Here is a 19,720-nt window from a genome sequence, read left to right as displayed (position 1 = left end):
GACTGCGACGAAGAGGAGGTTCCGGGGCTGCGGACTACACGTAGATGAGGCGGTTGACCCGGACCAGGAAGTCCTTGCCGAGCTCGCTGGTGGGGTCCCCCATCAGTTCGGCGATGACGTGCATCGCCAGGTCTCGGCGCTTCGGGGAGCGTTCGGCGTGGGCCTTGCCGAGCGCGCCGGGCATCTCCTCGGCGGTGCGGTCGGTGCAGTAGACGGGGCTGCCTGGCTGCTGGCGCCACGAGTCGGTGATGGTGCCCGCGTCGAAGCCCTCGAAGCCCGTCTGCTCGACCAGCGACATGCCCAGGGCCCGGTCGTCGTCATCGTCCGCGGCGACGGGGATCGCGATCCGGCCGGGGTTACCGCTCGGGCTCGCGTAGGCAGCGAAAGACTGTGCCGTGATGGCGTTCCACGCCTTGACGACGCGACGACCGAGGTGCTCCTCGACCCAGCGGCTCTCCACCTGCCCGCGATCGAGGGCCGCGATGTGCCCGTCGCGGGCCGGGTAGTAGTTCGAGGTGTCGATGACGACGGCGTCAACGGGCAGGTCGATCAGCAACGGCTTGAGGTCGGGCACCCGGATGAGAGGGACCGAGGTGATGAGAACGTCCACGTCCGCGGCGACCTCACCGGCTGACACCGCCTGCGCGCCGGTGGCGAGGACTTCGGCGGGGATCGTCCGGGGCCCGCGCGAGTTCGCGATCCTGACCTGGTGGCCATGGGCGCCCAGCCGCAGGGCCAGGACGCTGCCGATGCTGCCGGCTCCCATGATGCCGATCTTCATGAGGTTCTCCTCCTGCGTGATGTTCTGTGTGTCAGCGAGAGCCGAACGGTCGTCGGACATCCGGGGCATCACCTGAGTCCGGTCACTGCTCGGCGCCGATGATGCGTGGGTCGAGTCCGTACTGGTGGGGCACGCCGAGGTTCGCGCGCAGGGTCGTGCCCGGGTACTCGGTGGGGTAGATGCCGCGTTCCTGCAGGATCGGCACGACCTCGTCGACGAAGGCGTCGACGCCGTCCTCGTAGATGTCGGGTGTCACCCAGAAGCCGTCGGCGGCTCCCGCCTCGAACCACTCCTGCAGGTGGTCGGCGTGCAGCTTCCCCGGGCCCACGACCGTGGGGTGGAAGTCGATCACGCCATGGGCGAGGACGTCGCGCGGGGACCACCCCTCGCGTGCCACCGCGAGTGCGTTCGACGAGCGCGGGTCTCTCGGTGAGGCGTGCGCGGAGGCGAGCCGCTGCGGCATGAGGGGCTCGTCGATCCGGTCCGGGTGGATCTGGATCCCCAGCATCGCGCCGAGGTGGGGCAGACCGGCCTCGATGACATCGCCCGCATACCTCAGGCGACGGTCGAGGCCCTCGCGCACGGTCGGCGCGACGGTGGTCATGATGCCGGCGATGTACTTGATCTCGTCGGGGTCGCGGCCGGCTTCGCGTGCCGCGTTCCGCACGAGCTCGCGCTGGGCGCGCGCCTCCTCGATCGTCCACACCTCGGCGATGAAGCCGCTCGCGTAGCGGCCCGCGATCGACAGCAGGTGCGGGCTGGGGCCGCCGGAGGTGAAGACGACGGGCTGGCCCTGCTCCGACGGTGGGATCGCCAGGGGGCCTCGCGAAGCGAGGTACTGGCCCTTCAGGTTGATCGGTCGCAGCTTCGACGGGTCGATGAAGCGATCCGCTACCTGGTCCTTGACCCACGCGTCTTCCTGCCAGCTGCCCCAGAGCGCCTGGACGATCTGGATCGCCTCGTGGGCACGCTGGTAACGCTCGTCGCGGTGGCTCAGGACGTCGAGGGCCTTGAACTGGCGTGCCGTGTTGAACGGCTCCTGAAAGGTCGTCGACCCGGTTGCGACGAAGCCGATGTTCGTCGTCTCGCGCGCAACGGCGGACAACTGGATCAGTGGGTCCATGAGGTTGCTGATGGTCGAGTGCTCGACGTCGCCGCGCACGGCGGGGAAGTCGGGGGTGAAGAGGAAGGCGAACTTGCCGCGCTCGGCAGCTTTCGCATGACGCACGGTGGCGTCGACGTCGGCGTAGGTCCCGGGGTCCACGTGCGGGGCACGCCAGGCGCCGTGCAGGCCACCGTATCCGTCGATCAGCCCCATACCGAGGATGAGCTTTTTGTCCGGCATGGTCACCGGGACACCGTCTCGCCGCTGACCGGCGCAGCCGCGACTGGTGGGGCCACGGGGGTTCCGTCGGCGGGCGGACTCGGTGTCCGACGGATGAAGAAGGCGCCTACCAGCACGACCAGCCCGATGACCCAGGCGGTCAGGAAGGCGGCATGTCCGGCCGCCGTGGCCTGGGCCGTGCTGAGCACGCCGGCGTCCCGAGAACCGGAACCGATGGTGTAGGCGGAGATGAACACTGCACCGAAGGCTGCGCCGGCGAGCTGCTGCACGGTCGAGAAGGCTGCGGCGCCGTGCGGGTAGAGCTCGGTTCGCAGGTCGCCCATCGCACTCGTCGTCAGCGGTGTCCACATCGCGGCCTGCGCGCTGGTGAACACCAGCCACGCGACGATCAGCGTGACCACGCTCGTGCCCTCGTCGACCCGGCTGAGGAACCACAGGACGGCCAGCCAGACGATGGCGCCGGGAATCACCAGCGGGCGCGGCCCGAAACGGTCGTAGACCCGGCCGCTCAGGCTCGCCACGATCGAGATCGCCGCCCCGCCCGGGATCAGAAAGAGACCGAGCTGGAGGGCGCTCAGGCCGGTGACGCCGGTCAGCACCAACGGCAGCACGACCAGCAGACCGATCCCGTTACCCGCGACGAAGATCATCACCAGAAGCGGCGCGGTGAACGACCTCCGGAGGAAGATCCGCATGTCCAGGAACGCGTCGTCGCGACGCTGCAGCGGGACCTGTCGCAGGACGAACGCCACCAGGCCGGCCAGGCCCACCAAGATCGGCAGGTACGGCGAGATCGGGGCATGCCCGGCGGACGCCTCGCCGATCAGGGAGAGTCCGTAGACCAGACCACCGAACCCGACCGCGGACAGCAGCAACGACGGCACATCCAGGGCCACCGGCTCCGGGGTGGTGGTGTTGCGCAGCTTCCACGCCCCCAGGGCCAGGGCTGCAACCGCGATCGGCAGCATCAGGATGAACAGCCAACGCCAGCTCAGTGTGGACAGCACGAGACCCGACAGCGCCGGGCCGACAGCCGGCGCCACGGCCGGGACAGCCGTCGTGATCGCCATCATCCGGCCGCGGCGAGCGGCCGGGACGAGGCGCATCGTCGTGGTCATCAACAACGGCAGGAAGACAGCGGTGCCGAACGCCTGGACGATCCGGCCAGTCACCAGGACACCGAACGTCGGCGCGGTCGCGGCGAGCGTCGTCCCGACGATGAACAGGGACAGCGCGGCCAGGAAGATGGTCCGCAGGTGGAACCGCCGCATCACGAAACCGCTGGCCGGGATCAGCACGGCCATGGTCAGCAGGAAGCCGGTCGTGACCCATTGCCCGGTACTCGGGCTGACCCCGAAGTCCACGATCAGCGTGGGCAGGGCGACTCCGAGGAGCATCTCGTTGAGGAAGACGATGAACGTCGAGACCATCAGGACCCCGATGACCAGGGCGACGCCCGGGGGGAGCCGGTCGCCGGAACGGACCGTCGGGGCCGGGGCGGCGACGTCAAGTTCTGTTGGGGTGGTCATATGCGTGCTCGCTGTCTCGGGAGGTCCGAAGAAAAGATCGATCGATGTCGGCGCTCAGGATTCAGGTCCGGGCCGGACAAGTCGGCGTACGAGAGACAGCGGGGTGAGTCGCGGCCGGGCTCGGGTGATCACAGGTGCGTGCCGGGTTGCTGGTCTGGAACATGCGACCATGGTGCAACCTTCACATCATGTGAATGTCAACTCTGAGCGACGAGTGGTCACTCACACTCAGCAAACCTTGACATGGCTGTAACGTTTCTCCGGGGGTGGTCATGAAGATTGGTGAACTGGCGAAACGCACCGAGGTCCCGACGCGCATGCTGCGCTACTACGAGGAGCAAGGGCTCATCACGCCGCGGCGGCAGCAGAACGGCTACCGAGAGTACGACGAGTACCTGGTGGATCGTGTGAAGAAGATCCGCGGCCTGCTCGACTCCGGCATTCCCACCCGCATCATCGGCGACATGCTGCCGTGTCTCAACCAGCCGCAGGAGATCGTGGTCGCCGATCCCGACCCTGAGCTGCGCGAGTTGCTCGTCCGTGAGCGCGACCGGATGACCGAGCGCATCGCGCTGCTCGAGCACCATTGCCACGCCCTCACCCAATACATCGCCGCTATGGACCGATCCATCGATGCCACGAGTGGGCCCCAAGTACCAGCATGATCATCGACCCCAGCGGTTGTGGCGCGCCCGCGCTCACCAGAGACCCCTCGCCGGTCCTACCGCGATAAAGATCCAAATGCCGGCGACCCGGGCCTGACCCGGGGCGCCGGATCCGTTGCCGTGATCTACACGGTCCTCGTGGTGACCTCCGCCCGAATGCATTGCGACACCATCCGCTGACTACTCAAGGTGACCGAATGACCCTGCTTGACCTCGACCCGGACCAGCTGCTCTCCACCACGCGGGCGGTCCGCAAACGCCTCGACTTCACCCGGCCGGTGCCCGACGACGTGATCCGCGAATGCGTAACGATGGCCCTGCAGGCGCCGTCGGGCTCGAACGTCGTGACCATGCGGTTCGTCGTCGTCCGTGACGAGGCGAAGCGCCGGGCGGTCGGCGATGTCTACCGCGAGGTGTACGCCGGCTACAAAGCCTCCCCGGGTTACCCCGGTAAGCCCACCGGTGATGACGCCCGCGACGCCGTGCAGCGGCGAGTGGCCAGCTCGGCCGACTACCTGGGCGAGCACATGGGCGACGCGCCGGTGCTGGTGCTGGCCTGCAACGAAGGCCCCAACCGGGAGTGGGCGGTGGCCGGCATGGGCAACGTCATCCCGGCCACGTGGAGCTTCATGCTGGCCGCCCGGGCCCGCGCGCTGGGCACCGCGTGGACATCGATGCACCTCGCCCGCGAGCGGGACGTGGCCGAGATCCTGGGACTCGACTACGAAACGGTCGCGCAGGCGGTGCTCACGCCGGTGGCGTACACGAAAGGCACGGATTTCCACCCGGCCGGGCGACCCGCTCCGGACGAGGTCATCCGCTGGATCTAGGTGTGTTCACGGCGACCGGGAACACGAGGAGGCCGGAGTCGCGTCGGCGGGCCTGGCGTGGCCAGCCCATCGGCCGTCGCCGCGCAGCGCTGCCGGGATTGATCCCGAACAGGTCGGTGGCTGTGACCTGCCGGTCACGAGGTCGTTCCGGGTTGGACGAGCATGTCGAGCAGCGCGTTGGCCAAACTGGCGGTCCGGTCGGTGTCGTTGGTGAGAGCGATGACCGTCAGCCCGGAACGCTGGTCGGGGATGCGGATGAGTTGGGCGCGCAGGCCGGGCCAGCCGCCGCCGTGGCGGTAGATGCGGTGGCGGGCGTAGGTGCGGATGCCGAGGCCCCAGGCGTAGTCGAGGGTGGTGCCGTCGTCCAGCGTGCTGGCCGTGTGCAGCAGGTCGGAGATGCCGAGTTCGTCGGCGTCTAGTGCCTGGTTCCAGCTCATCAGGTCCGTCGCGGTGGTCCAGATGCCGCCGTCACCGAGAGACAGCGGCGCGGGATGTGGGTTGGGCAGTGGCCTCGCCCCGGGTGGCTGTGACGCGGGGCCGGGCCAGTACCGGCTGCTGCTCATGCCGGCCGGTTCGAACATGTGCGTCTGGGCGAAGGCGGGCAGCCGCCGGCCGGCAGCGCGTTCGACGGCGACGGCCAGGCAGACGTAGCCGGCGTTGGAGTAGACGTACTGACCGCCCGGACGCGCGGTGGGGGCCGGGAGTCGGTTCAGAGCCTGCAGAACCGCGGTGGTGGTGCGGTCGCCGTCCGCGGGGATCATCGCGTCGATCTGCTCGTCGGGCGGCATCCCGGCGGTGTGGTGGACCAGGTGGCGTAGGCGGACGGCGTGCGTCCAGTCGGGTAGCTCGGGCACCCATTCGGCGAGGGTGGTTTCCATGTCGAGGCGGCCGTGCCGGACGAGCAGCGCGGCGCAGGCGGCGGTGATCTGTTTGGCCAGCGACGCGGCATAGGCCAGTGCGGAGGGGTTCAACGGTCCGGCGGCGGCCGTCGACCCGTGCGTCAGATAGATGGGCGGCGTTCCGCGGTGCTGAAGCCCTACGAGAACGGGACAGCCCGCGTGTTCGATCAACGCGGCGACACGGTGGTGAAGAGTTGCCATCAAGCCGGTTCCTACCCGAACTTGGTCCATTCTCCTTCGGAGATCACCTCGACGGCGCCGTCGACGACCTGGATGGCGGTCTGCTCGTCGATCGCGTAGGAGGGGACGCCGAGGTCGGCGGCCCAGCGCTCGGCGTGCTCCGGAGTGTTGGTGGGGAACGCGTTCAGGTGGGGGAAGATCGAGAAGTCGACGACTCCCAGGGTGCGGTCGTCGGGGGCGGCCGGCCACTCGACGAAGTAGTCCCCGATCCGGGGCGTCATCACCATGCTGCCGGCGCTCACGCCCACCCAGACCGTCTCGGGCAGCGACGGCAGCAGGTCGGCCAGCCCGGACTCCCGCATCCAGTGGCTCAGGTAGGTCGCGTCGCCGCCGTCGACCAGAAGCACGTCGGCCTCCCGGACCCAGGGCACCCATCGCTCCGCGCCGATGGTGGGCAGCGCGGTGAGCTCGAGGACGCCGAGCGACGCCCAGCCCAGGCCGGTGAAGTTAGCGGAAGTGGACCCGGCGGCGATCAGGCGCCGGACCGATGCCGGACCGCACATCGGGTGACCCCACTGCGCGGTCGGGATGCAGAGAGCGTTGCACTCGGCGATCGGCTTGCCGAGAAGCTTGACGAGCGCCGCGTTGATGCTCGGATTCGTGACGCCGCCCGATGTGAGCAAGAGCTTCAAGATGCCTCCACATTCGCCCGAACGGTCGAGAACGTTACCGCACCGTGGTCCGGTCGTGCGGACGGCAAGACGGCCCACGTCACCGCCGGTTCGCGGCCTCGTTGGTAACAGGTGACCTCTGAGATCATGACCAAGCCGCTCCGGCCGATCTCTGACGAAACGTCACCGACGCCACCGGGACCGGGCCGGCTGCCGTCACAGATAGCCTGGCGTGCCCTGCTCGTGCCGCTCACCGTGCTTCTGCCGCTGGTCACCCTGGCACCGACGGCCGACCACCGGTTCAACATCTACTGGCACGGCGCCGACTTCCGCAGTCACCCGTTGCGCCTGGTCACCGAAAATCTGCACACGGTGCCGTACTACCTGGCGAGGGGCAACTTCCGGCCGATCGGGCGGATGGCCGAGGACATCGTCGACCTGGCGGCGTACCTGCTGATGGAGTCGTTGCGCCTGCCGGCCGACATCGCGTTCCGGTTGGTGTCGTTCCTCGCGGCGGCCGTCCTGACCGGCGCGGCGGTCGTCCTCGCCGAGAGCCTGCTGGCCCGCGGCACGCAACGGGGCCGGACACCGTCGCGGCTTGCGGCACTGATCCCGTTCGCGGTCGGCGCCGGCTTCGTGGCCGCCGGCCCGAACAGCACCACCGTGCTGTTCGGCGGCCTCTATCTGCTCTCCACGGCGCTCGTGCTGACCGTCGCCGCAGCGCTCTGCCGGTCGGTCACCGCCGAGCCGCGGCGGGCCGGCCGGCTGCCGGCCCTCGGTGCGATCGTTGCCGGCGGGTTCCTCGCGGCTTTCAACGAGGTCGCCTGCCTTGCCCCGGCGCTGGCTCTGGTCGCCGTGCTGGTCCGGGCCCGCGTCGTGCTGGGGCTCGACTGGCGGTCGGCACTGACCGGCCGCGGTGCCCGGCTGGTCGGACTGCTCTGGCTCGGCTTCCTGCCGATCTTCGTTCCGGTCCGGGTGGCTATCCATCACCTCTGCCGGACCGGCACCTGTTACAGCGGCTCCGACGTCACCCTGGGCTCAGGTGCCGCGCTCACCCTGCCGAACCGGCTGCTCTCCTGGTTACCACCGCTGCAGTGGCATGCGGCCGGCTGGTCCATGGAAATCGATCTGGTGACCGTCCTGGCGCTGACCGTGCTGACCGTGCTCGCCTGGCTGACCGCGGTCAACCTTCCTGCCTACGCCTCGCTCGATCGGCGCCAGGCAGCGGGGGTTGCCATCGTCGGCGGAACCTTGCTCGTGCTTGCGGCAGCGATGGCCGCTATGAACGACCAAACCCAGGCGGACGCCGCAGCGGGCCGCTGGGGTCTCGGGTGGCGAGACAGCGGTGCTACCACGGTCGGCGGGACGTTGGTGTTGCTGGCCGGGTGCGTTGCGGTGGTGCGCGATCGGATCCGGCTGCTGGCCGGTCTGCTGGCCGTTCTCGTAGCGGCCGGCGCCGTTTCGGCCGCGGCGAACCGGCAATACCTGAACCGCAACCGCGGCACCACGGCGAACGTGCTGAACAACGCGATCGCGCACGAGATTGCCGTGTTCGACGATTCCGCGGCCGGCAACAAGCGCCGGTGCGCCCTGCGGACCGCTTTCGCGGCTATCTACAACAAACCGGGCGTCGGCGACGACTCGGCCGAACTGCCGGGTGCCCGCACCGCGCTGGGCCGCTTCGATGCGACGCTGAACCTGGGCTCGAAAGGGCTCAACGGCCACCCGTTCTGCGTTCCTCCCAAGCCGTGACCGGCGGGGCGGGCCCGGTCATCTCGGATCTGAGGCACGCGGCGTCCGAGTGGCGTGCAGCGAGGCCAGGAGCTGCAGGCGGTCGGCGGAGGCGCTGCCCGGCTCGGCGGTCCAGACCAGCATGACCGGGCCGGAGTTGCCGGGCAGCGGGTAGGTGTCCCAGTCCAGGACGATGTCGCCGACCTCGGGGACCCGGAAGATCTTGGTGCCGCGGACTGACTCGCGGACGTCGTGCCGGGCCCACAGCCGCCGGAACTCGGCGCTGCGGATGCTCAGCTCGCCGACGATCGCGGTGGCCCGGGGATGGGTGGGGTCGGTGGCGACGGCGGCGCGCATCATGCCGATGTAGTCGAGAGCCTGCTGCTCCCAGTCGGGGCAGCTGCGATCGCTGGTCAGCGTGTCGTCGAACATCAGCAGGAGCATGTTGAGCCGGTCCGGCGGGTAGCCGTCCGGGTCGCCCAGCAGCGCCTCGGCCATCGGGTTCCAGTCGAGCAGGTCCAGGTGCCGGCCGAGCACCACGGCCGGGGTGCCGATCACCCGCAGCAGGCGACGGGTGCTGTCCGGCACCCGGTCGGGCTCGCGGTCCACCCGGGCGGGCATCGGCCGGCGGGCGGCGTGGGCCAGGGTGAACAGGTGCCGGCGCTCCTCGTCGTCGAGGGCGAGGGCGGCGGCCAGCGCGTCCAGCACGCCGTCCGACGGGCGGACCTCCCGGCCCTGCTCCATCCGCTGGTAGTAGTCGGTGCTCAGGCCGGCCAACAGGGCCAGCTCCTCGCGCCGCAGGCCGGTGACCTTGCGGGGGCCGCCCGGCTCCAGGCCGACGTCGCGCGGCCGCAACCGGTTGCGCCGGGCGCGCAGGAAATCGCCGAGCTCACGAGCGTACGGATGGGTCATGCCGTCAGTGTGCCGCGACCCGGACCACCGAAGGTAGGTCCCGCAGTACCACCGACCCTGGTCGGATCGCTTCTAGCGTCGTGGGTCCACCCCACCCGACCCAGGGAGCAGCCGATGAACAGCATCCCCGACCAGCACGGCCGGATCGCCGTCGTGACCGGCGCCAACTCGGGCCTCGGCCGGGTCACCGCCGCCGAGCTGGCCCGGCACGGCGCCCACGTCGTGCTGGCCGTCCGCAACACCGCGGCGGGTGCCGAGGCCGCCCGCGAGGTCGGCGGCGACGTCGAGGTGCGCGAGTTGGACCTGGCCTCGCTCGCCTCGGTGCGGGCGTTCGCGACCGGGCTGGCCGCCGACCACCCGGCGATCGACCTGCTGGTCAACAACGCCGGCGTGGTGCTGCTCGGGCCGCGCCGCACCACCGCCGACGGCTTCGAAGTGCACCTCGGCACCAACCTGCTCGGCCATTTCGCGCTGACCGGCCTGCTGCTCGGCAACCTGGCCGCGGCACCGGAACCGCGGGTGGTCAACCTCAGCTCGATCACCCACAAGAACGCGCACCTGGACTTCGACGACCTGATGTTCGAACGCGACTACCGGGCCGCCCCGGCCTACGGCCGGTCCAAGCTCGCCACCACCATCTTCGGCTTCGAACTGGACCGCCGCCTGCGCGCGGCCGGGTCGCCGATCGTCAGCGCGCTGGCCCACCCCGGCCTCACCCGCACCAACCTCACCCCGCGCGCCTGGGAGCACCGCGGCCGGCTCGGGAAGATCATGGGCCGGGCCGGCCTGCTGGTCACCCAGCCGGTGGAGCAGGGCACGCGGCCGCAGCTGTACGCCGCGACCGCGCCCGGCGTGCGCGGCGGGCAGTTCTTCGGGCCGGCCGGGCTGTGGGAGACGCGCGGCCGGGTCACCGAGGCCCGGGCCAGCCGGGACGCCACCGACCCGGCGATCGGCAAGCGGCTCTGGTCGGCGGCCGAGGCCCTGACCGGCGTCGGTTACGGGCTCAGGTAGGCGTCCAGGGCGGCGGCGCCGCTGAGCATGGCCCGGCTGCGGGCGGTGAGACGGGCGTGCCAGTCGCGCAGCATGGGCTCGACCGGCTCGAGACCGCCGGCCGTACGGAACTGCGCGATCAGCGCGGCTACCCGCTCGAGCGGGTAGCCGCCCCGGCGGAGCTGGTGGGCCAGTCGGGCGTCGCGTACGTCGGCCGCCCGGTAGACCCGGTAACCGGTGTGCGGGTCGCGGGGCGGCTGGACCACCCCGGCGCGCTCCCACTTGCGCAGGGTGGCCGGCCGCAGGCCGAGTCTTCTCGACAGCGGACCGACGAACGTGGCACCTCGTTCCGGCGGCACCGGTTCGAGGTCACCGACCGCCGCCTCGACGGCTTGCAGGGTGCGGCGGTCGTCGAGCAACTGGGCGTGACTCTCGTCGAGGAGCCGGAACGCGTCCTCGGCGGCGCCCCGGTTGACCGCCCGCATGATCGCCGTGGCGGTCCGGTGGCCGTGGCCGGGCAGCAGCGCGAGGAACGTGCGCAGGGCCAGCTCGTGCCGGGGAGTGTAGGTGCGGTAACCGTGCTCGGTGCGCCCGGCGGGCGGGAGGATGCCGGCCGCCTCGTAGTTGCGGACCGCCTGGGTGGACAGACCGTGCCGGCGCGCCAGGTCGATCGGCCTGAGTTGAAGGTTTTGCGGCAACAACCGGCCAATCTGCGGGGAAAGTTTCAACCGGAGGTTCAACGATAGCGTTGAGGCTATGGTTGCTGACGAAAAGATCATGGACCTGTTCCCGGGCCGGCCCCGGGTGCTCGCCCTGGGCGAGCCCACGCACGGTGCGGACCTTCTGCTGGAGGCACGCAACGATCTGTTCCGGCAGCTCGTCGAGCAGGAGGGCTACCGGACGATCGCGATGGAGAGCGACTGCCTGCTCGGGCTGATCGTGGACGACTACGTCACGTCGGGCACCGGCACGCTCGACAAGGTCATGGCGCGCGGCTTCAGCCACGAGTGGGGTGCGTTCGGCGGCAACCGCGAGCTGGTGCGGTGGATGCGCGCGCACAACGACGGCCGGCCCGCGGCCGAGCAGGTGCGGTTCGCCGGGATCGACGGACCGCTGGAGATCACCGGGGCGGCGAGCCCCCGTCCCGCCATCACCGCATTGCACGGCTATCTCGCCGCCCGGCTCGACCCCGACCTCCTTCCCTGCACCGCGGAGACCCTCGACCGCCTGATCGGCGACGACGATCGCTGGCCGAACGAGGCCGCGATGATGGACCCGTCCCGATCGATCGGCCGGACACCCGAGGCCGGCGAGCTGCGGCTGCTCGCCGACGACCTGATGGCGCTGCTCGACGCGCAGGCACCGCAGCTGGCGGACGAGCGGGCCAGTCTGTACGCGCGTACCGCGGTCGGGTTGCTGCGCTACCACTACTGGATGGCCGACACGTCACCCGGCCGGTTGCCGCGGTTGCTGGGCCAGCGGAGTCTGATGATCGCCGCCAACCTGCTGGCCGTGGCCGAGCGGGGCCCGGTGCTGGTGAACGCGCACAACAGCCATCTGCAACGGAACCGGAGCTCGATCCGGCTGGGCGGCCTGCCGTACGAGTGGTGGAGCGCCGGTGCGATCGCGCACGGCCGGCTGGGCCCGGAGTACGCGTTCGTGTCCTCGGCCCTCGGCACGTGGCGCGAGCACGGCGTGGACGCTCCGCCCCCGGACACCATCGAGGGGTTGCTGTACGCACTCCCGGAGGAGCGTTACCTCGTCGACCCGGGAAAGCTGGGCGCGGCGCCCCGCACGGCCCGCGTCTCGCCCTGGTTCGGTTACGCCCCGCTGGACCCGGAGCACCTGGCCGACGCGATCCTGTTCGTCCGGGACGCTACGCGGTGAACCCCTCCTCGACCCGGGCGATCAGCAGTTTCAGCCGCCCGATCTCCTCGGCCAGCGCGGCGTTCCCGGCCGGGGTGAGCGTGATCCAGGTGCGGCCGCGTTTGCCCTCGTAGCCTTTCTCGATCTCGACCAGGCCGGCCGTCTCCAGCACCCCGAGGTGCTGGGAGAGGTTGCCGGCGGTGAGCTGCAGCTGGGTGCGCAGGTAACCGAACTCGACCCGGCGGGCCTCGTGGGTGATGGTCAGGATGCCCAGCCGGACCCGCTGGTGCACGACATCGTCGAGGCCGGTGACCGGATGCGCGTCGGTCATCGCTGCCACCGGCGGAAGCCGGCCGCGCCCAGCAGCAGCACACCGCCATTGATGACCTGCTGCGGAAGGAACTCGGCGCGGGTGCTCGAATGGTCGACCCAGCCGAAGTTGATCGGCACCAGCACCACCGCCAGGTAGACCACGGTGAATGCCAGCAGCGCGAGGTTGCGCTCCAGCCGGGCCAGCACCAGCAGCGCGACGCCGATCATCCCCCAGGGTGCGATCAGCCGGTCGAACACGAGCACCCACTCCGGGAACCGCTGCGGGTGACTCGGGAAGTACAGCGCGGCGGCCACCCAGGTGGCCGTGAAGAGCAGGGTGGTGACGGCGCCGGTGATCGAATAGGGCAGCACGCGGGCACCCAGCCCCCGCGCCCGGGCGGCCCGCACGTAGAGGACGGCGATCGCCGTGTAGGCCAGCAGGGACGCGAGCGGCCAGTAGTAGAGGACGCCGCGCCGGGCGAACTCGCAGACGCCGTCGGGCGTGCAGTTCACCTTCATGCCGAACCAGTCGAACGGGATGCCGAGGAAGGTCACCCCGGCCAGCACCAGGAGCGCGACCCAGGTGAGGCGTTGGTCGAGGCGCACCCGGTGGGCGAGGGTGCGCACCTCGGACAGCAACCGGCGGGGATCGTCGCCGGCGGACACCGAATCAGTGGTCATGCCAATAGGTTTCCATCACAAACCGATTGGCGCAAGGGACCAGGACGCGAAAAAGGGCGGCTCTTGGAAAGAGCCGCCCCGAGACGCAAGGTCACCGCAGGAGGTTGGTGACCGCCTGGATGGTGTACGACGAGGAGCTGTCGCCGGCGTCGGACAGGATGCCCACGATGATGCCGCCGCAGACGCACAGGAAGAGGACGCCGACGATGGCGAACAGGATGATCGTGGCGACCAGGCCGGGCCACTTCTGCGGCGGCGCACCGAGGGCGCCCTTGATGAAGGCGATCATCGGAGCCCGGTACTCCAGCTCCACGGACTGCCCGGGGTAGACGTTGACCGGCAGGTCGGCCGGCCCGAGCGGCCACAGGTAGGGAACGTGCACGTGCAGGTGGTACTGGCCGGGTTGCAGCGGGATGACCTGGCGGCCCCACGCGTTGCCGGCCCGCTGCCCGTTGATCTCGATGACCGGCTTGAACAGCCCGAGCATGAACGCAAGCGGGTGGTATTTGGTCGTCAGCGCGATGCCCTGCTGCTGCGGCTGCACGTTTACTCCCCCAAGATCGATGAGCGGAAAGAATACGGCCGGGCGGTCTTGACCTCAACCTCGGTTCAGCTTGCAGAGTGAAGGTCATGAGAGCCGTTGTCTTCGATCGCTTCGGTCCGCCCGAGGTTCTGCGCGTCACCGACCTGCCCGATCCGGAGCCAGGCCCGGGCGAGGTGCGCGTGCGGGTGCGGGCGGCCGGGGTGCAGCCGTTCGACGTGGGATATCGACAAGGGGTGATGACCTGGGCACCGGTCAATTTCCCGCAGCAGATCGGCCAGGAGTACTCGGGGGCGGTCGATCGGCTGGGCGAAGGCGTCGAAGGAATTGCGGAAGGCGACGCGGTGCTCGGCTCGACCATGTTCAACGGGAATGCGGAACTGCTCTGCGTACCCGTACAAAATGCGGTGCGGAAACCGGACCGCCTGGATTTCCCGACCGCCGCGGCGTTCGTCGCCGCGGCGCAGACGGCGAGCGGAGCGCTCGCCGAATTATCGGTGGATGAGAACGATGTGCTGCTCGTGCACGCTGCCGCCGGAAGTGTGGGAACCGTCGCGGTGCAGCTGGCCCGGCAGAAAGGCGCGACGGTGATCGGCACGGCTTCGCCGTCCAATCACGATTATCTGCGGCAGCTGGGTGCGATTCCGGTCGCCTACGGCGACGAATTGATTGCCGGGGTACGCGCAACGGGGCGTACCCCGACCGTCGCGCTCGACGCCGCCGGCGGCCGGGCGATCGCGCAGTCCGTGGAGCTGGGTATCGCGGCGGACCGGATCGGCACCATCGTCGATGACAAGGCCGCGGCCGAACTGGGCACCCGGGTGGTGCGCGCCGGCCGCGACCCGCAGCGCTTGGCCGGGGTGATCGCGCTGACCGGCCGCGGGCTGCTGACCATGCCGGTACGTGCCTACCCGCTGTCCGACGTCGTCGCGGCGCACCGGGTGGTCGAGTCCCGGCACGGCCGCGGCAAGGTGGTCCTTATCGTCGAGCCCTAGGCGGTGATCGTGTCCCAGGAGTAGGCCAGCAGGGCGAAGGCCGCGCCGAGCAGGGCCAGGCTGACGCCCCGGGTGCCGATCGGCAGGGCCGCGAGGACCAGCAGGATAACGGCGATCACATAAAAGAGTCCCTGAATGGACATTGTTTCTCCTCGATCAGTGGGGGGTGCGGCGACGCATTACCCCACCGACCGATCCGGCTAAACCACCGGCAGCACCAGGGACGACGTGTGCCGGATCGTGGTGTCGGTGTGGACCATCCGGGTGGCTGGCCCGGGCGGCTCGCCGGTCCCGTAGTTACGCAGGAAACGCGGGTGGGCACCGCCGCTGACCTGCAGCCGGATGCGATGGCCGGGCTTGAACCGATGCCCGGCCGGTCCCATCTCGACGGTGACCCGGCCGTCGGCGGTGAAGCGCGTGAGGCCGTCGCAGATGTTGATCGACCTGCCGGTGGGGTCGACGTCACACAGGCGGGCGAAGAGGTCGCCGCTGACCGCGGTGGTCGCCGCGTCGAACTCGGCGCGCACCGCACCGATGATCTCGACCGCTTCCAGCAGCGGTTCGCCGGTGAACAGCAGCACGTCGGACCGCGCCTCCAGGCCGGCGTTGTCGCGCTGACCCTGGGTCGGCGACTGCAACGGGCCGCCGATGGACGGGGTCGGGTCGGTCGGGTCGTACCGGAAGGAGCTGACCCCGGTCCCCTCGGCGAGCCGTAACGTGCCCTCGCCGAGGAACCACCGCTGTTCCCGCATTTCCGGCGGCGGCCAGGAGGGCAGGTCGCGCCATTCGTCCGCACCACCCATGAAGATCCGGATCCGGTACGGGGCCGGCTCGCCACGCAGCCGGCGCATCGCCTGCTCGAACAACACGGGCCAGCCGTCCTCGAGGGCCGAGGTGTGCGTCCACGGGCCGATCAGCAGGTCGGGATCGTTGCCGGCCGCGCGCAGCCGCTGGTAGTGCTCGATCACCTGCTCGGGCGACAGATCCCACCAACCCGTGCTGAGGCTGACCGGCACGGTCAGTTTGTCGGCGACCGGGGTGAGATCGCTGTCGTGCCAGAACTCCTTCTCCGGATGCGCGAGCCACTCCTCGAACGCCGGCCGCCGACCCCCGTAGACCTGCGGATAGACGTCGAGAATCGGCACCCCGCGAACCACTCGGCGCATGCGGCGTTGCAGCCGCAGGATCACCCGCGCATAGGCCCAGGTCGTCAGCGCCTGGTTGAACAGGCCGGTCCCGCCGACCAGCGCGCGCTCGAGGCCGAACGCCCCGCCGCGCCAGAAGAAGTCGTGCGCGTCGGAGTGGCCGACCTGCATGACGGCGCCGCGCCACTCCGGCGGCGGGTCGGTGGCCAGCGCCCACTGCGTGTAGGTCATGTAGCTGGCGCCGGCCGTGTAGAGGTCGCCGGTGAACCAGTCCCGCTCCCGCAACCAGGCGACGGTCGCCCGGCCGTCGTCGCCCTCGCCGTGCCAGGGATGGAAGTCGCCGCCCGATCCGCCGGTGCCCCGGCTGCTCTGCAGCAGGACGTGGTAGCCCTGCTCGGCGAAGAGCGCGCCGTAGAGGTAGTTGAACGGGAAGCCGACGCGCACGTAGGGGGCGCGGATCAGCACGGTCGGGCACGGCTCGTCGGTCACCGGGGCGTAGTGGTCGGTCATCAGGGAAACGCCGTCGGCGGCCGGCACCGCGACGGCCGGCTGCCAGTGGACGTCGTAACGTGCGGGCGGGCCCTTCCTGGTCCGCCGCCGCAGCAGTCGGGTGAGTAGTGGCAGTCTCTGCATGAGGCTCCCTTTCTCGTACGCTGTACTGAAAATAGTAGCAGGAGGTATCGATGACCCGTGGACGCCCGCCGGCGCACACCCGGGAGCAGGTCGTGGACACGGCGATCCGGCTCGCCGACGCCGAGGGACTGGCCGCGGTCACCTTCCGCCGGGTCGCCACCGAGATCGGCGCCGGGGCGATGTCGCTCTACACCTACGTGCCCGACAAGGACCGCCTGCTCGACCTGATGGTCGACCGGGTCGGCGGGGAAACTGCCCAGATCAAGATCACCGGCGATTGGCGTACGGATCTGATGGCGCTCGCCGCGGCGCAGCGGACCCTGATGCTGGCCCATCCGTGGCTGCCCGGTGCGCTGCCGAATCGCCGCCTGACCGGCCGCAACATGCTCGGTTACCTGGAGCAGGGGCTGGCCGCACTGGCCCCGACCGGGCTGGACGGCCCGACCAAGATGGAGTTGATCGCCCTGATCACCGGCTTCGTGGCGTCCTACGTGACCAACGAGCTGACCGCGGCCACTCCGGCCGCCGAGCAGGTCGCGCTGATCACCGACGCCGTCGCGAGCGGCGACTTCCCGCACCTGGCCGCCGCGCTCGGCTCCGGGGCGCAGGGCACCGAGACGTCCTTCGAGCGGATCGCCGGCTGGATCATCACCGGCCTGGTCGAGCAGGCGATCAGGCCGAGACCGAGCGATCGATCCAGTTCGTGAGGTTCTCGGGGCGCTCGGCCTTGCCGTAGAACCAGCCCTGCACCAGGTCGCAGCCCTGGGCCCGGAGCCAGTCGCGCTGCAGCTCGGTCTCCACGCCCTCGGCGACCACCCGGTGGCCCATGGCGTGGGTCATCGCGAGGACCGCGCGGACGATCGGCTCGTTGCTGCCGGCCTCGCCGACATCCATGATGAACGAGCGGTCGATCTTGACAATCCCGACCGGGAGGCGGTGCAGGTAGCTGAGCGACGAGTAACCGGTGCCGAAGTCGTCGATGCAGAGCGTCACGCCCAGCGAGTGCAGCGCGTTCAGGGTCAGCAGGGCGGTCTCGATGTCCTCCATGACGCCGGATTCGGTGATCTCCAGCCACAGCGCCTGCGGCGGGAGGCCGGTCTCCCGGAGCACGTCGTCGACCAGTTTGACCAGCGCACCGTCGCGGAGCTGGCGGACCGCCACGTTGACCGACACGTGGATCGGGCGGGCGTCGGGCCCGCGCATGACGAGCCATTCCTGGAGCTGGCGCACCGACTCGCGCAGCGACCAGGCGCCGAGCTCCTCGATCATGCCGGTCTCCTCGGCGATCGGGATGAACTCGTCCGGCGAGACGAAACCCAGCTCGGGTGAGGTCCAGCGCATCAGCGACTCGAACCCGTCCAGCTCGTCGCCGGCGATGTCGACGATCGGCTGGAAGTGCACAGCCAGTTCGCCGCGCTCCAGCGCGCCGCGCAGCGCCTGCTCCAGCTTGACCCGGTCGCGGACCTGGTCGCGCAGCGACGTGTCGAACAGCGCGTACGCGTTGCGGCCCGAACCCTTGGCCTTGTACATCGCGGTGTCGGCATCCCGGATCAGCTCGAGCGCGTGCGCCCCGCCGGTCGACTTGGCCACGCCGATCGAGGCCGAGACGACCACGTCGCCGACGGACAGCCCGAACGGCTTGGCGAACTCCTCCAGCAGCCGGCCCGCCAGCGACTCGGCGAGCCGCAAGTGGGACGGGCTGGCCAGGGCGATCACGAACTCGTCCCCGCCGATCCGGGCCACCACGTCCTCGGCGCGGACCTGCTCGCCGAGCCGGCCGGCGACCGCGCACAGCAGCTCGTCACCGACCTCGTGCCCCCAGTGGTCGTTGACCATCTTGAACCGGTCGAGGTCGATGAAGAGCAGGCTGATCTCGAGGTGGTCGGTGGCGGCCCGGCCGGCCCAGCGGGACACCGTGTCGGAGAGCAGCTCCCGGTTGGGCAGGTCGGTGAGCGCGTCGTGGGTGGCCCGGCGGCGGGTGACCTTCTCGGCCCGGACCCGGGAGTTGTTGGAGCGCACCACTCGGCCCAGCACGCTGAGCACGATCAGCGCGCACAGCCCGGCCCGGACCAGGTCGTTGATCACCTCACCGACCGGCACCAGCGAGGTGATGATCGTGGGCACCACCACGACCAGGCCGATCACGGTCATCCGCAGCTTGCTCAGGTCACGAACGACGATCTTCTGCGGCTGCACCAGGGTCCGGGTGGACGGGTGCAGCGCGGCCGCCGGGATCAGCACGAACATCAGCAGGAACGACGCGTTGCTCGCCATCGGCGAGATGTCGATCAGCTGGGCGTCACGCAGGCTGAACAGCAGGTCGCCGACGAACATGCAGGCGGCCGCGACGATCATCAGCCAGAGCGCGACCTGCTGCACGCCGCCGGCCAGCATGAGCTGCGCGACCAGGATCAGCATGACCACGTCGAAGATCGGGAACAGCGCGTCGAGGACCTGGAAGCCGGACAGGTTCGACGCGTAGAGGGCCGGGGAGATCACGAACGTCCAGGTCACGAACGCGGCGGCCAGGCCGACCAGGATCGCGTCGATCCGGGCGGGGTCGTCGTCGCCGGCCCGCCGGCGACGCAGCATCACCAGGAACGCGTAACCCAGGCAGAGGTACGCGGGGACGATGAACGAGTTCGGGACGAGCGCGATGGCCGTCGGCGGGGTGTTCATCGTGCTCGGCACGAGGGCCCGGATGACGCTGGCGACGATGAACAGCCAGCCGCCGGCGCGGACCATCCGCCACGGCAGCCGGTCCGCCGGTTTCAGGTTGCGCTTCGGCCCGAGGTACAGCGAGGTCATGCCGCCGGCCATCGCGACGACCGAGGCCGGCGTCTGCACCCACACCGGGCCGAGGCAGTAGACCGCCACCAGGGTCAGGCCGGCCACAACATGCAGCCAGGCGAACCGCGCGCGCAGCGGCGGACGCTGCTCGGCGATCACAGAGCTGCTCATGCCCTGTCCCATCGGCACTCGGTTGAGGTTCTTAACCGATGTGACGCAAGTCC

Annotated in this window: 20 protein-coding genes; 7 read left to right on the top strand and 13 right to left on the bottom strand. The window is 70.1% G+C overall.

Annotated elements, in window-relative coordinates; all coding sequences use genetic code 11:
- Positions 1–34: 34 nt before the first annotated feature.
- From Ato02nite_RS42240 to Ato02nite_RS42230, 3 genes are read right to left on the bottom strand one after another with little or no spacing between them, the layout of a single operon-like run.
- The gene (locus Ato02nite_RS42240) at positions 35–841 is read right to left on the bottom strand and encodes an NADPH-dependent F420 reductase (RefSeq protein WP_213012339.1); all 807 of its coding nucleotides are present in this window, start codon (positions 839–841) and stop codon (positions 35–37) included.
- Between the two features lie 22 nt (positions 842–863).
- Entirely contained in the window at positions 864–2,126 is a 1,263-nt protein-coding gene (locus Ato02nite_RS42235; RefSeq protein ID WP_246608045.1) for an LLM class flavin-dependent oxidoreductase, read from the bottom strand.
- A 2-nt stretch (positions 2,127–2,128) separates the two neighbouring features.
- Positions 2,129–3,655 carry a DHA2 family efflux MFS transporter permease subunit gene (locus Ato02nite_RS42230; protein ID WP_213012337.1) on the bottom strand — a complete coding sequence of 509 codons (1,527 nt, stop codon included), beginning with the start codon at positions 3,653–3,655 and terminating at the stop codon, positions 2,129–2,131.
- Positions 3,656–3,927: 272 nt separating this feature from the next.
- On the opposite strand from Ato02nite_RS42230, the gene Ato02nite_RS42225 reads away from it, so the two are divergent.
- Together Ato02nite_RS42225 and Ato02nite_RS42220 are read left to right on the top strand one after the other, a co-directional pair.
- On the top strand, positions 3,928–4,320 hold the full coding sequence (locus Ato02nite_RS42225; protein ID WP_213012336.1) for a MerR family transcriptional regulator: 393 nt from the start codon (positions 3,928–3,930) through the stop codon (positions 4,318–4,320).
- 197 nt (positions 4,321–4,517) lie between these two features.
- Positions 4,518–5,150, top strand: coding sequence for a nitroreductase family protein (locus Ato02nite_RS42220; RefSeq protein WP_213012335.1), 633 nt, complete (start codon positions 4,518–4,520; stop codon positions 5,148–5,150).
- Between the two features lie 134 nt (positions 5,151–5,284).
- Here Ato02nite_RS42220 and Ato02nite_RS42215 read toward each other — a convergent pair whose 3' ends face one another.
- Both Ato02nite_RS42215 and Ato02nite_RS42210 read right to left on the bottom strand, forming a co-directional pair.
- Positions 5,285–6,250, bottom strand: a complete 966-nt coding sequence (locus Ato02nite_RS42215; RefSeq protein ID WP_213012334.1) for a serine hydrolase domain-containing protein — start codon at positions 6,248–6,250, stop codon at positions 5,285–5,287.
- Between the two features lie 11 nt (positions 6,251–6,261).
- Positions 6,262–6,921 carry a Type 1 glutamine amidotransferase-like domain-containing protein gene (locus Ato02nite_RS42210; protein WP_213012333.1) on the bottom strand — a complete coding sequence of 220 codons (660 nt, stop codon included), beginning with the start codon at positions 6,919–6,921 and terminating at the stop codon, positions 6,262–6,264.
- Positions 6,922–7,047: 126 nt separating this feature from the next.
- Here Ato02nite_RS42210 and Ato02nite_RS42205 point away from each other — a divergent pair, with 126 nt between their 5' ends.
- Positions 7,048–8,652: a hypothetical protein gene (locus Ato02nite_RS42205; RefSeq protein WP_213012332.1), complete on the top strand. Its 1,605-nt coding sequence runs from the start codon at positions 7,048–7,050 to the stop codon at positions 8,650–8,652.
- Between the two features lie 18 nt (positions 8,653–8,670).
- Here the strand turns inward: Ato02nite_RS42205 and Ato02nite_RS42200 are convergent, their stop codons facing one another.
- Positions 8,671–9,543: a helix-turn-helix transcriptional regulator gene (locus Ato02nite_RS42200; RefSeq protein ID WP_213012331.1), complete on the bottom strand. Its 873-nt coding sequence runs from the start codon at positions 9,541–9,543 to the stop codon at positions 8,671–8,673.
- Between the two features lie 114 nt (positions 9,544–9,657).
- Here Ato02nite_RS42200 and Ato02nite_RS42195 point away from each other — a divergent pair, with 114 nt between their 5' ends.
- The gene (locus tag Ato02nite_RS42195; protein ID WP_213012330.1) at positions 9,658–10,554 is read left to right on the top strand and encodes an oxidoreductase; all 897 of its coding nucleotides are present in this window, start codon (positions 9,658–9,660) and stop codon (positions 10,552–10,554) included.
- Here the strand turns inward: Ato02nite_RS42195 and Ato02nite_RS42190 are convergent.
- The gene (locus Ato02nite_RS42190; protein WP_246608039.1) at positions 10,539–11,234 is read right to left on the bottom strand and encodes a TioE family transcriptional regulator; all 696 of its coding nucleotides are present in this window, start codon (positions 11,232–11,234) and stop codon (positions 10,539–10,541) included. The two genes, Ato02nite_RS42195 and Ato02nite_RS42190, sit on opposite strands and share 16 nt — an antisense overlap.
- A gap of 55 nt (positions 11,235–11,289) precedes the next feature.
- On the opposite strand from Ato02nite_RS42190, the gene Ato02nite_RS42185 reads away from it, so the two are divergent.
- Positions 11,290–12,420 (top strand): erythromycin esterase family protein, encoded by a 1,131-nt coding sequence (locus tag Ato02nite_RS42185; RefSeq protein ID WP_246608038.1) that lies wholly within the window; start codon positions 11,290–11,292, stop codon positions 12,418–12,420.
- Here Ato02nite_RS42185 and Ato02nite_RS42180 read toward each other — a convergent pair.
- The 3 genes from Ato02nite_RS42180 to Ato02nite_RS42170 all read right to left on the bottom strand — a co-directional run bounded on the left by Ato02nite_RS42180 (position 12,410) and on the right by Ato02nite_RS42170 (position 13,936).
- Entirely contained in the window at positions 12,410–12,730 is a 321-nt protein-coding gene (locus Ato02nite_RS42180; RefSeq protein ID WP_213012328.1) for a transcriptional regulator, read from the bottom strand. The genes Ato02nite_RS42185 and Ato02nite_RS42180 overlap by 11 nt on opposite strands.
- Positions 12,727–13,392, bottom strand: coding sequence for a hypothetical protein (locus Ato02nite_RS42175; RefSeq protein WP_213012327.1), 666 nt, complete (start codon positions 13,390–13,392; stop codon positions 12,727–12,729). The genes Ato02nite_RS42180 and Ato02nite_RS42175 overlap by 4 nt, the downstream gene beginning before the upstream one ends.
- 91 nt (positions 13,393–13,483) lie before the next feature.
- Positions 13,484–13,936 (bottom strand): hypothetical protein, encoded by a 453-nt coding sequence (locus Ato02nite_RS42170; protein WP_213012326.1) that lies wholly within the window; start codon positions 13,934–13,936, stop codon positions 13,484–13,486.
- Between the two features lie 179 nt (positions 13,937–14,115).
- Here Ato02nite_RS42170 and Ato02nite_RS42165 point away from each other — a divergent pair, with 179 nt between their 5' ends.
- Positions 14,116–14,928 carry an NADP-dependent oxidoreductase gene (locus Ato02nite_RS42165; protein WP_307854241.1) on the top strand — a complete coding sequence of 271 codons (813 nt, stop codon included), beginning with the start codon at positions 14,116–14,118 and terminating at the stop codon, positions 14,926–14,928.
- Here Ato02nite_RS42165 and Ato02nite_RS42160 read toward each other — a convergent pair.
- Positions 14,925–15,071, bottom strand: coding sequence for a hypothetical protein (locus tag Ato02nite_RS42160; protein WP_213012324.1), 147 nt, complete (start codon positions 15,069–15,071; stop codon positions 14,925–14,927). The two genes, Ato02nite_RS42165 and Ato02nite_RS42160, sit on opposite strands and share 4 nt — an antisense overlap.
- Positions 15,072–15,128: 57 nt before the next feature.
- Positions 15,129–16,706 (bottom strand): CocE/NonD family hydrolase, encoded by a 1,578-nt coding sequence (locus tag Ato02nite_RS42155; protein ID WP_213012323.1) that lies wholly within the window; start codon positions 16,704–16,706, stop codon positions 15,129–15,131.
- 50 nt (positions 16,707–16,756) lie between these two features.
- On the opposite strand from Ato02nite_RS42155, the gene Ato02nite_RS42150 reads away from it, so the two are divergent.
- Positions 16,757–17,413 carry a TetR/AcrR family transcriptional regulator gene (locus Ato02nite_RS42150; RefSeq protein ID WP_213012322.1) on the top strand — a complete coding sequence of 219 codons (657 nt, stop codon included), beginning with the start codon at positions 16,757–16,759 and terminating at the stop codon, positions 17,411–17,413.
- On the opposite strand, the gene Ato02nite_RS42145 is transcribed toward Ato02nite_RS42150, so the two are convergent.
- Positions 17,379–19,667 carry a putative bifunctional diguanylate cyclase/phosphodiesterase gene (locus Ato02nite_RS42145; protein WP_213012321.1) on the bottom strand — a complete coding sequence of 763 codons (2,289 nt, stop codon included), beginning with the start codon at positions 19,665–19,667 and terminating at the stop codon, positions 17,379–17,381. The two genes, Ato02nite_RS42150 and Ato02nite_RS42145, sit on opposite strands and share 35 nt — an antisense overlap.
- Positions 19,668–19,720: the final 53 nt, after the last annotated feature.

Origin of the sequence: Paractinoplanes toevensis (genome assembly GCF_018332695.1) — a bacterium.
GTDB lineage: Bacteria > Actinomycetota > Actinomycetes > Mycobacteriales > Micromonosporaceae > Actinoplanes > Actinoplanes toevensis.
Note: the sequence above shows the minus strand (reverse complement) of the source record. Positions and strands in the feature narration are given on the sequence as shown.